17 protein-coding genes are annotated in these 12,521 nt (G+C 55.2%); 2 read left to right on the forward strand and 15 right to left on the reverse strand.

The genetic code is table 11. The features are described from left to right. Nucleotides 1-38: 38 nt before the first annotated feature. The 15 genes from AC1P02_RS16645 to AC1P02_RS16715 form a co-directional block, all read right to left on the reverse strand. Nucleotides 39-461, reverse strand: coding sequence for a gp17 family tail completion protein (locus AC1P02_RS16645; RefSeq protein ID WP_408133063.1), 423 nt, complete (start codon nucleotides 459-461; stop codon nucleotides 39-41). After that, nucleotides 458-1,015: a hypothetical protein gene (locus AC1P02_RS16650; RefSeq protein WP_346209348.1), complete on the reverse strand. Its 558-nt coding sequence runs from the start codon at nucleotides 1,013-1,015 to the stop codon at nucleotides 458-460. Before AC1P02_RS16650 ends, AC1P02_RS16645 begins: the two co-directional genes overlap by 4 nt. Beyond that, the gene (locus AC1P02_RS16655) at nucleotides 1,015-1,554 is read right to left on the reverse strand and encodes a head-tail joining protein (protein WP_408133065.1); all 540 of its coding nucleotides are present in this window, start codon (nucleotides 1,552-1,554) and stop codon (nucleotides 1,015-1,017) included. The genes AC1P02_RS16650 and AC1P02_RS16655 overlap by 1 nt, the downstream gene beginning before the upstream one ends. A gap of 8 nt (nucleotides 1,555-1,562) precedes the next feature. Then, complete coding sequence (locus AC1P02_RS16660; RefSeq protein WP_052100972.1) at nucleotides 1,563-1,874, reverse strand: head-tail connector protein; 312 nt, start codon at nucleotides 1,872-1,874, stop codon at nucleotides 1,563-1,565. A gap of 2 nt (nucleotides 1,875-1,876) precedes the next feature. Then, nucleotides 1,877-2,050: a hypothetical protein gene (locus tag AC1P02_RS16665; protein WP_346209347.1), complete on the reverse strand. Its 174-nt coding sequence runs from the start codon at nucleotides 2,048-2,050 to the stop codon at nucleotides 1,877-1,879. Between the two features lie 66 nt (nucleotides 2,051-2,116). Then, the gene (locus AC1P02_RS16670; protein WP_346209346.1) at nucleotides 2,117-3,403 is read right to left on the reverse strand and encodes a phage major capsid protein; all 1,287 of its coding nucleotides are present in this window, start codon (nucleotides 3,401-3,403) and stop codon (nucleotides 2,117-2,119) included. Between the two features lie 68 nt (nucleotides 3,404-3,471). Then, nucleotides 3,472-4,407, reverse strand: coding sequence for a S49 family peptidase (locus tag AC1P02_RS16675; RefSeq protein ID WP_346209345.1), 936 nt, complete (start codon nucleotides 4,405-4,407; stop codon nucleotides 3,472-3,474). Next, the gene (locus AC1P02_RS16680; RefSeq protein WP_346209344.1) at nucleotides 4,395-5,648 is read right to left on the reverse strand and encodes a phage portal protein; all 1,254 of its coding nucleotides are present in this window, start codon (nucleotides 5,646-5,648) and stop codon (nucleotides 4,395-4,397) included. The genes AC1P02_RS16675 and AC1P02_RS16680 overlap by 13 nt, the downstream gene beginning before the upstream one ends. Further along, nucleotides 5,648-5,836, reverse strand: coding sequence for a hypothetical protein (locus AC1P02_RS16685; RefSeq protein WP_310011256.1), 189 nt, complete (start codon nucleotides 5,834-5,836; stop codon nucleotides 5,648-5,650). The genes AC1P02_RS16680 and AC1P02_RS16685 overlap by 1 nt, the downstream gene beginning before the upstream one ends. After that, nucleotides 5,830-7,551, reverse strand: a complete 1,722-nt coding sequence (locus AC1P02_RS16690; RefSeq protein WP_346209343.1) for a terminase large subunit — start codon at nucleotides 7,549-7,551, stop codon at nucleotides 5,830-5,832. The genes AC1P02_RS16685 and AC1P02_RS16690 overlap by 7 nt, the downstream gene beginning before the upstream one ends. Nucleotides 7,552-7,560: 9 nt before the next feature. Then, nucleotides 7,561-8,046 carry a phage terminase small subunit P27 family gene (locus AC1P02_RS16695; protein WP_104451780.1) on the reverse strand — a complete coding sequence of 162 codons (486 nt, stop codon included), beginning with the start codon at nucleotides 8,044-8,046 and terminating at the stop codon, nucleotides 7,561-7,563. 95 nt (nucleotides 8,047-8,141) lie between these two features. Beyond that, entirely contained in the window at nucleotides 8,142-8,522 is a 381-nt protein-coding gene (locus tag AC1P02_RS16700) for an HNH endonuclease (protein WP_485182692.1), read from the reverse strand. A gap of 85 nt (nucleotides 8,523-8,607) precedes the next feature. Further along, complete coding sequence (locus AC1P02_RS16705; protein WP_485182693.1) at nucleotides 8,608-9,147, reverse strand: DUF2514 family protein; 540 nt, start codon at nucleotides 9,145-9,147, stop codon at nucleotides 8,608-8,610. Continuing rightward, nucleotides 9,147-9,638: a lysozyme gene (locus AC1P02_RS16710; RefSeq protein ID WP_485182694.1), complete on the reverse strand. Its 492-nt coding sequence runs from the start codon at nucleotides 9,636-9,638 to the stop codon at nucleotides 9,147-9,149. Before AC1P02_RS16710 ends, AC1P02_RS16705 begins: the two co-directional genes overlap by 1 nt. Beyond that, nucleotides 9,638-9,850, reverse strand: a complete 213-nt coding sequence (locus AC1P02_RS16715; RefSeq protein WP_485182695.1) for a hypothetical protein — start codon at nucleotides 9,848-9,850, stop codon at nucleotides 9,638-9,640. The genes AC1P02_RS16710 and AC1P02_RS16715 overlap by 1 nt, the downstream gene beginning before the upstream one ends. A gap of 287 nt (nucleotides 9,851-10,137) precedes the next feature. Between AC1P02_RS16715 and AC1P02_RS16720 the strand changes: the two genes are divergently transcribed. Both AC1P02_RS16720 and AC1P02_RS16725 read left to right on the forward strand, forming a co-directional pair. Beyond that, on the forward strand, nucleotides 10,138-10,953 hold the full coding sequence (locus tag AC1P02_RS16720) for a phosphoribosyltransferase (protein WP_485182696.1): 816 nt from the start codon (nucleotides 10,138-10,140) through the stop codon (nucleotides 10,951-10,953). A gap of 480 nt (nucleotides 10,954-11,433) precedes the next feature. Next, on the forward strand, nucleotides 11,434-12,492 hold the full coding sequence (locus tag AC1P02_RS16725; RefSeq protein WP_485182697.1) for a reverse transcriptase family protein: 1,059 nt from the start codon (nucleotides 11,434-11,436) through the stop codon (nucleotides 12,490-12,492). Nucleotides 12,493-12,521 lie beyond the last annotated feature (29 nt).

Consider the following 12,521-nt stretch of genomic DNA (forward strand, 5'->3'; position numbering starts at 1 on the left):
CTTGGATGCTCCTATGGTATCCGGATGGTAGTGCCAACCTAGAGGCTGGCGGTATAGGTGAGGCTGAATTGGATGGAGGTCAGCAGTGTGTCGCTGCCAATTTCTTCGGGTTCCAGATTGATGGTGCCTACCGAGATGGAAAGCAGCGTCGTGCCCGGCAGAGGGATCCCCGCCGTAGACGGCACCAAGGCGGCCAAGACGTCAGAGAGCAACTGGTCACGCCCTGGACGCCCGTCATTCACCGGTTGGTAGAGGTCCACCTGAATGCTGCGAGTGCGCTTCCACTCCCGTCCCCGCCGCTCCGGTTTACCCTCAGACAGCTCCCGAAAATGTGCCAGCGGCAATGGGGTATGCTGGTCGATCTGTGGGTCGCTATCGCATACCCGGTCTTCTGGAGACAGTGCTGGCACGCTGCGCAACTTGGCCAGCAGCGCATTGATGATGACGGTCGCTTCGGTCATGTCACTCTCCTGGTGAAGGTGCTCGCAAGGTTGGCTTGCAGCTCGTCAAGGAACTGCTCGGTGATGATGTCGTTCCACCAGCCCCGCAGGCCCACACCACCCGCCATCACCAGCCGTGGCTTACCGGCTTTCGCATACCGGATCATCGGGCGGCGCTTCTTGCCGTAGGGGTTGATAAAGCCGTAGACCTGCACGCGCTTGCCGCCCCGCAGCACCCAGACGCTGGCCCGGGTGCCGGTGCCATCGGTACGCTGACTGGCAAATTTGACTCGGCTGAACGGGATTTTCTTCAGGTCCAGGCTGATAGTGGCAACGTCGTTGCTGGCGTTCGCCTTGTCGAGCTGGATCCGCGCCCTAACCGAGGCTGTATTGAAACCATCCGCTGCGATCCGGTTCACGATGTCACCCCGGGTGTTGGCAGCCACTTCATTGACCACGGCCACCAGCTGCTTGCGGATCGTGGCTGGGAGCGCCTTGAATGCATCGACGCTCTCGCTCAGGCCGGTGACGTTGATCGCCCTGGCCCTGCGCTTGCGGCTAATCCCCCCCGGCATCAGGCCACCATCACTCGGAGCGTGGTGCCGTTGTCACTGCCCTCAATCAACCCATCGATACGATATTGCCGCCCACGCAAGGTGATCTGGTCACCCTGTCGTGCAAAGGGGTGTTCGAGCTCAGGCAGGATCAGGTCTATCTGGTGCCGCGGTTCGCTACGGGCTCCGACCATCACGTTCTCAGCCGCCAAGAAGGCGGTGACCGGATAAGGTTCGCCCTGCTTCGGGGTGTAGGTCGCTGGCTCACCGGAGAATTTGCGGGCCGAGATCTGCAAGGCACCAGGCGAGCTGGCGGTGTCTTCGATCAAGTACCAGCAGGCATGACCCTTCAGCAACTGCCCGGGCAGGATATCGCCCCGTGCCCGCACCGTGATCAGGGTCGAGCCGGTGGCGTAGATGCTGGCCTGGGCCTCGCGGCCTGCGGCTTTGGGGTCAATGATTTTTGCCCACAGTTTGCCAAGCGGTGGCCATACGGGGGGCGATCCGCTGGCGGCACCAAAGCGCATCAACCGAGTGTCGAGTTCGCCACTTTTAAGCATGCGTCCCCCTAGCCCACCACGATGTCACGATAGGGGTGGATCAGTGAGTCATACGCCAGCGGCAGAGTCGTGGCGATGGTGCCCGTCACCACCGCCTCCCGGTTGGTGTACCAATGGCCGATCAGCAGCAAGGCCGCCAGCTTGAGCGCAGGGGTGAGAGGCTGCCCCTCCTCCCCTGTCGCCACCAGCGGCTTGTTGATGTCGGACTGGATGTGGCTGATCGCCGCTTCAATCAAACCGGTCAGCAGCGCATCTTCGTCGGTCATCTCCGGTTCAATACGGCACTGTGCCTTGGCCTCTGCCACGGTGATCAGCAACATACTTACTCCTCACCCTCGGCTGCGGTGTAGGCCTCAGCTACGCCACCGTCGATCAGGGCCTGCACCTTGGCTGCGTCAAATCCGGTGATGTCGCCGGGGCTGTAGTTCTTGAAGGGGCGGATGACCTTGATAAGCATCACGGCGGGTTCGCTCCCCGCCTTGTCTGGTTTGGCCATGATGGCTCTCCTGAACGGTCTTGATAGTGAAATGGAAGGGGCCACGAAGCAGCCCCGTGGTAGGGTTTACCAGGTCACAGCGGTCCCCAGCACCATCCCTTCAGTGTGACGGAAGCCCACATCATGGTTGCAGACCAGCCGGATCAGGGACTGGTTGCGGGCAAAGGCACTGACCAGCTCGCCGGCAGCATCCACATAGGTGGCCTCACGGCTGAAGTCGATGGTCATGTTGTCCTGCTCGCCGATCACCACGTCGTTCCAGTCGGCGAAGTAGATCTCGGTCTGGTTGGTGCCAGCACCGAGGTTCACCGGGATGGTATTGGTATGGGCAATCGGGTAGCCCTTGAGCAGGCCTTGGGCCATCTCCGGATAAACCTTGTTGCCGTTGCCATCGCGCAGACCGAACAGCTTCATCCAGGAGCGCGGACTCATGCCCCAGCCCGGATTGATCATCATGGAGTCGGAATTCATCAGCATCAGCATCAACGAATCGAGATAGGCATCGATGGTTGCCAGATCCGCCGTGCCGGTCCAGGCGACAGTGCGGCCCGCATCGGTGGCCACCTTCTTGAAACCGGTCGGGGTGTTATTGGAACCGTCATCACGCAGAAAGGCTTTATCTTCCCGCACAGACATTGCTGCAATCATGTCACCCAGCACCAGTTGTTCGACGTTGTAACCAGCGAACCCGATCAGCTGGTTGCTCAGCGGAACCAGAGTGATCATTGTCTTGGCCGAGAGTTTCACGTCATCGGTACTGCCGCCGGTGGCCTTGGCGTCAATCCCTTCCCCCACGTAACCTGAGGTAGCGCCACCGGACAGGCGCGGCATGCTCAGGTTGCCGTTGGGCAGTGGGAGCGGGCGTGCACCGAGCTTGCGCACGATAGTGCGCGGGCGCAGCAACTCGATCACCTCGGAGTGCAGGTTCTCGGGGATGAGCGCACCACCGGAGCCGGCAGCCGTGCTGATCACCATGGCGATCTCGGCATCGCCGATCTCTTTGGCGGCAAACTGCTCGGCCAACTGCATATCCCCCTTGCCAGCGGCAACCGCCATGGCGAGGCGAGCCATGCCGGCACCGGGGTACTGCTTGAGTTCTTGTTTCACATGTACTGCCGGTGGGGCCTGAGAGCCGTTGGCATTCACCGGCACAGCCTGCTGAGCCATCAGTCGCTCGGTGCTCTCTTGGCGAGCAATGGCGGCACTGATCTGGTTCGCTTGCGCCTCCAGATTGGCAAACTGGGCCAGTTGCTCGTCACTCAAGGCAGTGCCGCTCGCTTCCAGGTCGGCAAGGGCTTTGATCTGGGCGACGATTTCGCCACGCTCGCGGCGGAGGGTTTCGATAGTTTTCATCGAGTGGTTTCCTTTGGGTATAAAAAAAGCCCCGAAAGGGGCTTATTGGGATGGGCTCCGCCGCAGGGCTAGAGCTGGTTCTGCAATTCGATGGCCCTGGCCCTCAGGCCGACGGACTGTTGAGGTTTACCCTGGTTTGCTACGCTGGCAGCAAGGGCGTTGAGATAATCCTGGGGATTGGCCAGTTCGTCGGCCATGCCGTTGGCCACGGCTTCACTGCCGCTGAAGAGGGCCGCTTCAGTGGCCTGCACTTGCTCTGCTGACAAGCCGCGATATCGAGCGACCGAGCTCACGAACAGCTCGTAGGCCTGATCCATCCGGTGGTCGATGGCGGCCATCGCTCCATCGGAGAGAGGTTCGTGCGGGGTGCCATCCTTCTTGCGCTCGCCGCGGTAGAAGGTGGTGAAGGTGAGACCCACCTCCTGCTCCCACTTGCTCACCTCCATATGCTCCATGATGACGCCCACAGAGCCGCAGCCGCCGGTTTCACTCACCACCACCCTGGTGCAAGCGGCAGCGATGAAGTAGGCGGCCGAGTAGGCGGCAAAGTTGACCAGTGCGGTGATCGGTTTGACGCTGCGCTTGGAATAGATGTATTCCGCCAGCTCCTTGCAGCCCACCGCCATGCCGCCGCCGGAGTTGATGTCGAGCACAATCTCCTTGACCCGTTCGTCGGCCAGCGCGGTGGCGATCTGCATCCTCACCCACTCGTAGCTGGTCAGCTCGGTGCAAGTGGCATCGATGTGGCCACGCCGCGCCATCAGGATGCCGTGCACAGGTATCACCGCCAGCCCGCCGATACGGTTCTTGAACTCGCCCTTGGCCTCCAGCGGAGCAGGCTCGAACCCGTCCGGCAACTCGTCGGCAGCCATGATGTCTCGCTGGTTGCCCAGCATGCGTGGTAGCAGCAAGCTCTTCACCCCAGCCAGAACATCCTGGGTGGCATAGAGTGGTTGGCCAAACGCCATGCTGGCCAGATGGGGGTAATTGATCAGCTTCGGCATAGGATGGCCTCGATCTCGTTGAGTTGTTCGGCGCTGGCTTTGGTGATGCCGGGCGGAAGAGAGCCGGTGCTCACCATGTTGAGCGGGGTCAGGTAGATATCTCCACCTGCTACCGGCGGCAGGTTCTCCAGCCGGCGGATATCGTTGACACTCATCCAGCCCCACTGGCGACCGAGGGCATAGGCCTCGTAGCGGGACTTCTGATCTGCCCGTAGCAACCCGGAGACGTTGAACTCGATGTAGAGGTTCTTGCGCTCCGCCGGCAGCAGCAGGTCTCGCATCATGGCGCCTTCGATCCGCTTGACCCAGGCCAGCAGGGTGTAGATGACAAACTGCAGCCCCTGGTGCTCAATGTTGTTGTTGGTCGCCCGCTCCAGTTCGCCGATCATGTGCGGCGGCACCTTGTAGAGCCGGCAGATCTCGTTTGCCCCATACTTGCGGGACTCCAGCAGCTGCGCCTGCTCGTTGTTCATAGCGAGCTGCTTGTACTGCATTCCCTCCTGCAGTAACGCGACTGAGAAGGCATTGCGTAGTCCCGAGTGGCGCTCTACAAACTTGCCGAGGAACGCATCCACCTTGGCCTGTGAGTCGAACTTGGCACCATCCTTCGGGCTTTCGATGACGCCCGAGAGAGTGGTGCCGTTGGCAAACACCCTTCCCGCATGCTCATCCACCGCCATGGCGAGCCCGATGGTGTCCGGGTTTGTCTGGATCGGTGACAGCCCCAAGTAGCCGTCAAGACTGAACGCCTTGACGTGGTGCACCATTCGCATCGGCAAGATCTGGTTGCTGCCGTCCAGCAACTGGTAATAGGGCAACCCATCCGGCCCCTTGAGCACCGCTACCTTGTCCGGGTTGACGGGAATGAGTTCGGTGATGAAGCCCCGGCCATCCCGGTCTATCAAGCTGTAACTGTTACCCCGCAGGCCCAGGTGGCCCATGCGTTGTTCGTTGTACTCGAACGCAGTGTCTCTCTGGTTCGGCTGGTTATGGATCAGGTCGTACAGTGGGTGGTCAGTGGCACGAAGCCGCTTGTCATCGTCACGACGGTAGAGCTCACAGGGCAGCTGCGCCACGGACTCGGCCAGCAGGGTGACACAGGCACGCACGACCCCTTGCGCCAGGGCCGTCTCCGGCGTGACCAGCACCCCGGCCTTGGTAGTCTTACCTGCCATGCTGCTGATCCACTGACTGAAGTTGCCGCCCTTGCGCCCGCTGCCGAACATCATTGGCAGGAACATTAGCTATCCCCCTTGTGGCGTTTGGCGAACTCGGCTTTGGCAACTGCTCGACTCATCAAAAATGACCAGATCAGGCAGAGCAGGCCGCCCACTATCCAGCCGAGCGGCGGGGCGTAGAGGCTGGCGCCATAGGCCAGCGCCGCAGCGCCCAGCAGGCCCACGATGAAAATGGAAAGTTGTGTCAGCATAAAACGTCCGAGGTTTCGTAGATGGAGCGGTCATCGCCGCGATCCGGCACCATGGCGCGGGCGATGGTCATGATCAGCGCCACCGCGCCGTCTATCTTCTGATCCGCGCTCTCCTTGATCGGGCGCACCATGTCATCGTTTCCTGGTAGGTTCTTGCCGATCACATTGCCGATACACCAGGTCATCAGGCTGTTGCCGTCGTGGTGGAAGCGGCCGGCCTGGATCGCAGCCTCCAGCTCCTTCATTCCGGCGGACATGTTCTGATAGTTCTGGGTGATGGTGATGGGGGTCATCCCCTCATCTGCCAGCGAGTGAGACAGGGCAATTGCCCCTGCCGGATCGAGTGGAGTCTCCAGCACCTTGTTGGCCAGGTTGGCCTCTTTGGCCTCTTCGAAGATCTCGCGATAGTCGATCTCCGCGCCATCGGTGGTACTGAGCTCGCCCAGGTTGACCCACTTCTGATACCGCTCTGCGAGGCGCCGGTTATCGTTATCGAACACGGTATCTTCCGGCACCCAGAACCTGGGGGCGACCGAGTAGTAGTGGCGTTTGCCGTCGATATCGCGCCAGAACAGCCGCGCCATGGAGTTCATGTCGAGCTTACGGGCCAGGTCGAAACCGAGGATGCACTCGTCACCGTCGAACTGCTCCAGAGTGAGGCTCTTGTCCTCGCAGGCCGCCCAGCGCTGCATGTTGTAGAACGCCGTCTTGGCCGAGACCCAGACGTTGAGGTGTTTGGTTTTGAAGATGTTGGCAAAGCGGGCCGACTTGATGGCCTTGGCCTGCTGCGCCAGCAGATGCTCGGAGTAAACCGAAATGCCCATGTTCGGATTAGCCTTAGCCAACACCTTGGGATCCGCCCAGTCATCACCCTCGTCAATGGTGTAGATGATCCCGAACAGCTCATCGTCCGGCACCGTGCCGGCCAGCATCTCGAGCACCTCCCGCCGCTTGTCGTAGCAGGGGCCGTCGATGTTGTAGCCGGCAGTGGTGATGACCCACATCAGCGGTTGGCGGCGGGCGCCCATACCGGTGATCATGGTGGTGTAGAGGTCGTCGCTGTCATGCTCGTGGTATTCGTCCACGATGGCGCAGGATGGCGACTGACCGTCACCCGGGTTGCCAATCAGCGGCTCAAAGCGAGCGCCGTCAGCAGGAATGTTCAGGTTGCTGGCGTTGACTTCAACCCCGTAATTGTCGAGGAAGTCTTGGGTGCGCTTGGCCATAAGGCGGGCGGGGCGGAATACCTCCCACGCCTGTTTTTCAGTGGTGGCGCCGGAGTAGACCTCGGCACCGAATTCGTTATCCGCCGCGAAGCAGTAGAGGCCAACCGGAGCGGAGAGCGCCGACTTGCCATTCTTGCGGGGGATTTCGTTGTAGACCTCGCGAAAGCGACGCAGCCCGCTGCCCTTGCGCACCCAGCCAAACACACAGCAGATGATGAACATCTGCCACGGCTCAAGGTTCAGGGTCTGGCGCTTGAAGGCCCACTCCCCCTTTGTGTGGGGCATGAGCTGAACGAACTTGGCAGCCCGCTCGGCTTTGTCCTTGTCGAAACGAAACCGGAACTTGGCCGACTTCTCTTTGGCCAGATCATCGAGATGACGCTGGCAGGCCTGGATCACGTAGCGGCAGGCTGGGATGTTGCCACGCGCCACATCGCGGGCGTAGCCATTGGCCACGTTGACATAGGGATAGCTTTTGCGTGCGGCCATAGTCCATCCCTACAAAGCAGCGAACGGGTTGCCTCCTCCCTTCTTCTTGTTGCCGCCGATCAGGCGCGAGCGGCTGGAAGGGTCCAGCCCGAGCAGGGCCCCGTATGTGGTCATTTGCTTGAGTGATTCGTTGGCGACGGTACAGGCCGGATTCTTGACTGGACCACCAGTGGCCCCTTCAACCACCAGGCCGTGCTTGGTGATCTCGATCTCGGCTCTGCGCCAGCGGGAGTAAGCGGCGCAGAACGCCTCCAGGTTGTGCAGGTCGGTGATGCACAACACCTCCGCCGCGCACAGTTCTTTGATGACCATATCCCACAGCGTGGGGGCCCATGGATCCTCTGCCAACCACTCAGGGCAGGCGACCCCGATCAAGGGGGTGAAGGTGGGTTCGTCTTTATTAAGTGCCCGCTTTCCGGCATTGCCACCCAGGCGCTTCAGTGCGGTTGGCTTGGGCTTTCTGCCGCGCCCGGGTACGGCAGCTGCACCGGCCATCGCGCCCTCCATTTAAATTTTTAATTTCGCGGGGATAAAAATTTCGCGGGGCGGAGCAGTGGGGGAAGCAAAAAGCTGGAAGGATTTGATCCCCCCTACCCCCTCTGGCGCCCAGACTGGCGGGCTGCCAGTGCCTCTGCCCGAGTCTTGGCATCGTGGCAATGGTTGCATATGCCCTGCAGATTGGACTCAGCATCGGTACCGCCAGCAGCCTTATTGACGATATGATCCACTTGGGTTGCTGGTGTCACAATGCCAAGGGCAAGGCACACCTGGCAGAGGTAGTTATCCCTCACCAAAATCCGCTTGCGCAGTTTGCGCCATGCCCAGTCATAGCCGCGATCATCAGCACTGACCCTGGCTACCTTCTTCCATCCATCGAGTAGATGAACATGGACAGAACAGTAGCCATGACGCTCGGTCGTCAATTGATGGCAGGTCCGCTCACGACAGACCTTGGGCACACGTGGAGGCATAGCTGATCCTGAAAGGTGCCGCACCGGCACAGATTAACGCGGGACGACCCGCCAGATGGGAGAGTGACCCGGTGCGGCTATTTGGTTACTGCTGAGAAATCAGGGAGTGGTAGGCTCTTTCGCAGGCAAGACCCGCTGTTCTAGCTCGGTCATACGCTCTTGCCAGCTCTCCCGCTCGCGCATCAGCCCGGCCGAGCAAGTCGGCGAGCACCACTGCGGGCTGTCTGGCTGCATCGCCTGACTGGGTAACGCTGGAATGACTGGCGCACTGACTGGCTCTGGTTGCCAAGCGGCGGGCTTGCTCGAGCACCCCAGCAGCAACAGCACTGGCAGCAGCGGCATCAGTCTCAACCCGGGCGATTTGTTGTTCCGCATCTTGCTTCACCTTATCAACAGCACGCTGGCGACGCTGCTCTTCCTCACGCGCCAGTTGAACGTTCTGGGCCCTGGCCTCTGCCAGTTCAGCAGATTGCCTATCCCATTTTGCCTGCCAGGTCTTGCGCTCACCCTCTTCACCGGCTGAATGACCAGACTGGTAAAGGACCACGCCACCACCGGCCAATGCAGCAATCATCAGGGCGCCAACCAGGAAGGGGATCGAGTTACTCTGCGGGAACAGTGCCATCACATCCCCTTACATTTGGCATTGAGGCGCATCCGATCTTTCCAAAGCCCGGGGCACACTCGGTTCCCCGGCACCGAGCAGTCCTGCTTGCCGGCACGCTTAAACAGCAGAATGGCCTCACAGGCTCCGGGATAATCGCCAACGTTCAGGCGCCTCACGATGGTGGAGCGGCAGAAGGCCCTGGGGCCGATGTTATGGGCAAGCTCGACATAGGCATCGTACTCGAACTGATAGAGCGGTACCGAGATGCAATCCTTCAAGGCGAGCTCGAACGACCGCACCTCCCGCAGGCTCCGGTTGATAGCTTGCAGCGGGGTGATGGTATCGCCCATCTTCACCCCCTCGGTGCTACCAAACCCCAGCGTCGGCAGCGCAACCCCGTGAACCGGGTCGGGGTAAGCCACGGGCTCATAGCCTTCCCGATTCAAGAGCCCTACAAATCCGGCCGCACTGAGCGTAAGCGCTGCAATGGCAATGCGAACCTTGCTCATCACTTACCACCCGATCCAGAACGGGGCCGAATGATGTTTTGCCATAAGAACCAGCCCATCTGGATCGCAATCCACAGGAGCGTAGCGGCCAACACCCAATCATTGAGCGAGTAACCGGCGAGCGTCATGCTGGATACTAAAACCGGAGGCCCAGACTTCACTGCGGTGCCACCAAGAGCGGCTGCAGTGGCCATGCTTTCCTCTTTGCTCATCCGCCCCCCCCAGAAACGAAAAAACCCCTGCAAAACAGAGGTCTAGACGTAGAATGCAAAAAGGACCGCCCCTGTTCAGGTGCAGTCCTCCATTATCAGATTCTACGCTAGCAAAAAATGTAGACAATGTAAAGTCATGTTCAAATGATTATTGAACTCACATACTTTCCTTTATTGATGGGTTTCAATAGAATAAGTATCTATTCAAATGGCTTTATTTTTAACACAACATGACACTCCTAACACCAAAAAACCTAAATGAGAATGAGTTTTACTGGGTTGGACAAATGACAGAACGCTTTGACTGGTTAAAACAAAAATATTATACGCCAGGGCTACATGGCCTTGCTTCTGAATACTCTGGCGAAGATGAGAAGGCAGCCTTAGAGTTATTGTTTGAACGTTTTACTCATAACGATTACAGCGAAAGAGATGACGCTATCGAAAAGCTTGCAGAATTAATAATCGAACGTAATTTCTTACCTGAAGACACTATGATAATTGGAACTGCAAAGGGAACAGAAGCTGATGGGGCAATGGCTGGACTCTACTTACTTAAACCATTACTATCTGAAATTAATTTAAATTGGAGCGAGAGAAATATTTCTCCTGTCTTGAAACACGCTACGGAAATGTGCTTAAACGACAACATTAAAAACATTGTTGTTTTTGATGATTTTATCGGAAGTGGAAAAACTCTAGTCGATAACATACAAAAATTAAAGTCTGACTTGAATAGTAAAAGAAATGCTAATTACAATATATTGGTTGCAGCATTCGCAGGCATGGAATTTGGTATTAATCACATTACCAACACCTTAAATGTAGAAGTGACTTGCCCAATAAGATTAATAAAAGGAATTTCTGATTACAACACAGAAAACCGAGAAGAAATAAAGAGCATTGTTCTCAAAATGGAAGAAATACTAGGTGAAAATTGGAACAATCTTAAGCTTAGAACTTTCAGCTTTGGCTATAAAAAATCTGAAGCCTTATACGCACTTATACGCTCCAATTGCTCAAACAATGTTTTCCCAATTTTTTGGTGGCCTAAAAACTTAGATGGAACTCATAGAGTGACGTTACTTAAGAGGCTTCGATGAATGAATGCAACCAATATATATTTAGCTCTTTGTCTTGCAAGACAACATAATGATTGTAGTCTTTATAAGTTACACACCACTTATAGACTGACGTACAATGAAACTCTTGAGGCTGTTTCATACCTTCATGAGTTGGGAGTTGTTAATTTTGATGGGAAGAATTTTTCAATTATACGTCCTATCAACTTAGTCCAGCTCTCCAGTTTATACAAAGTAATTCATCATCGCTCATGCATTCTTGATGAATTAGACATACAAGCGTATAAAAATAGAGCGACCACTGCTCATTCACTATACGCCCCCAATCGAGAAAAATTAGATAGATCATTACTTCTTGACGAATGATGATTAATCAGTAAAATATTTTGTTAGGCTGCTCAGCATTAGTTAGCATAGGTGATTCGCCTATCATGTTGAGGTCCATTTTAACCTCATATATTCTATGCATATGCATATTTCGTGGTGTTGAGCAGCCTTCTTTTGACCGAAAAGGATAAAGGTTTGGAACAAAGATATTCAGCTTGGCTTACTTTTTTGTCTAAGAATGGCTTTGAAAAAAAACATGCTATTTTATTGACGGATTATGCCGTCGGGCTAGAAAAAAAACAATTTCCTGTTATTTTCGAACTAGAGCACCTATCAAAGATTTTAGGTATGGAGTACTCTCTTCTTAGTCGGATGACTGGAGCTAACAGTTATTTTTATCGTGACTTCAAAATAAAAAAAAGAAATGGTGGCACACGGACCATTCAGAGTCCATATCCAAAGTTGGCATACACTCAGCAGTGGATAAAAAAGCATATTTTAGATAAAATATGCATAAGCGATCATGCTTTTGCTTATGCTAAAGGTAAATCACATATTGAAAATGCAAAGCAACATATTGGTTCTGGTGAATTACTAAAAATTGACTTAGTCAATTTTTTTGACCACATAGACTTCAAATCTGTATATTCCATTTTTTTTAACTGTGGTTATTCTGAAAAAGTAAGCACTCAGCTTGCTAAATTGTGTACTATATGGGATCGTTTACCCCAAGGCGCACCCACAAGCCCTGTCATAAGCAATATAATTTTAAAAGAAATAGACCACGAATTTTCTTTGTTTTCCGCTGAACATGGCCTTATTTATACCAGATATGCTGATGACATTTGCATTTCTGGACAGGAAATTTCACTAGATTTTATTCTCAATGCAAAAAATATAATCGAGTCTAATGGATTTTTAGTTAATCCAGAAAAAACTTGTCTTGTTAAAGGGAGCGCAAGAAAGTTAATCACTGGAGTTCAAGTGAATGATTTCGGTGTTAGAGCGCCAAAAAAACTGCGTCGAGAATATAGAAAGTCTGCATACTTCCTAATTAAAAATAACTTTTCATCATTAAATGGGACATTACAACCATTAAACCCAACCTATATAGATGAAGTCTATGGAAAAGGCCAATACATCTTATCAATAGAGCCAAAAAATAATAAAGTAATAGAGTATCAATTAGCCCTAAAAAAATTAAAGAATGAGCTAATGTCCTCATCATCTTAATTACCATTTAACTGCAGATGCTCGAAATG

The sequence above is a fragment of the Aeromonas sp. TS_SC_11 genome, assembly GCF_057318915.1.

What these genes read in the sequence shown, in the direction of transcription:
- AC1P02_RS16645 (WP_408133063.1), bottom strand. Translation starts at nt 461, where the DNA reads ATGACCGAAGCGACCGTCATCATCAATGCGCTGCTGGCCAAGTTGCGC.
- AC1P02_RS16650 (WP_346209348.1), bottom strand. Translation starts at nt 1,015, where the DNA reads ATGCCGGGGGGGATTAGCCGCAAGCGCAGGGCCAGGGCGATCAACGTC.
- AC1P02_RS16655 (WP_408133065.1), bottom strand. Translation starts at nt 1,554, where the DNA reads ATGCTTAAAAGTGGCGAACTCGACACTCGGTTGATGCGCTTTGGTGCC.
- AC1P02_RS16660 (WP_052100972.1), bottom strand. Translation starts at nt 1,874, where the DNA reads ATGTTGCTGATCACCGTGGCAGAGGCCAAGGCACAGTGCCGTATTGAA.
- AC1P02_RS16665 (WP_346209347.1), bottom strand. Translation starts at nt 2,050, where the DNA reads ATGGCCAAACCAGACAAGGCGGGGAGCGAACCCGCCGTGATGCTTATC.
- AC1P02_RS16670 (WP_346209346.1), bottom strand. Translation starts at nt 3,403, where the DNA reads ATGAAAACTATCGAAACCCTCCGCCGCGAGCGTGGCGAAATCGTCGCC.
- AC1P02_RS16675 (WP_346209345.1), bottom strand. Translation starts at nt 4,407, where the DNA reads ATGCCGAAGCTGATCAATTACCCCCATCTGGCCAGCATGGCGTTTGGC.
- AC1P02_RS16680 (WP_346209344.1), bottom strand. Translation starts at nt 5,648, where the DNA reads ATGTTCCTGCCAATGATGTTCGGCAGCGGGCGCAAGGGCGGCAACTTC.
- AC1P02_RS16685 (WP_310011256.1), bottom strand. Translation starts at nt 5,836, where the DNA reads ATGCTGACACAACTTTCCATTTTCATCGTGGGCCTGCTGGGCGCTGCG.
- AC1P02_RS16690 (WP_346209343.1), bottom strand. Translation starts at nt 7,551, where the DNA reads ATGGCCGCACGCAAAAGCTATCCCTATGTCAACGTGGCCAATGGCTAC.
- AC1P02_RS16695 (WP_104451780.1), bottom strand. Translation starts at nt 8,046, where the DNA reads ATGGCCGGTGCAGCTGCCGTACCCGGGCGCGGCAGAAAGCCCAAGCCA.
- AC1P02_RS16700 (WP_485182692.1), bottom strand. Translation starts at nt 8,522, where the DNA reads ATGCCTCCACGTGTGCCCAAGGTCTGTCGTGAGCGGACCTGCCATCAA.
- AC1P02_RS16705 (WP_485182693.1), bottom strand. Translation starts at nt 9,147, where the DNA reads ATGGCACTGTTCCCGCAGAGTAACTCGATCCCCTTCCTGGTTGGCGCC.
- AC1P02_RS16710 (WP_485182694.1), bottom strand. Translation starts at nt 9,638, where the DNA reads ATGAGCAAGGTTCGCATTGCCATTGCAGCGCTTACGCTCAGTGCGGCC.
- AC1P02_RS16715 (WP_485182695.1), bottom strand. Translation starts at nt 9,850, where the DNA reads ATGAGCAAAGAGGAAAGCATGGCCACTGCAGCCGCTCTTGGTGGCACC.
- AC1P02_RS16720 (WP_485182696.1), top strand. Translation starts at nt 10,138, where the DNA reads ATGACAGAACGCTTTGACTGGTTAAAACAAAAATATTATACGCCAGGG.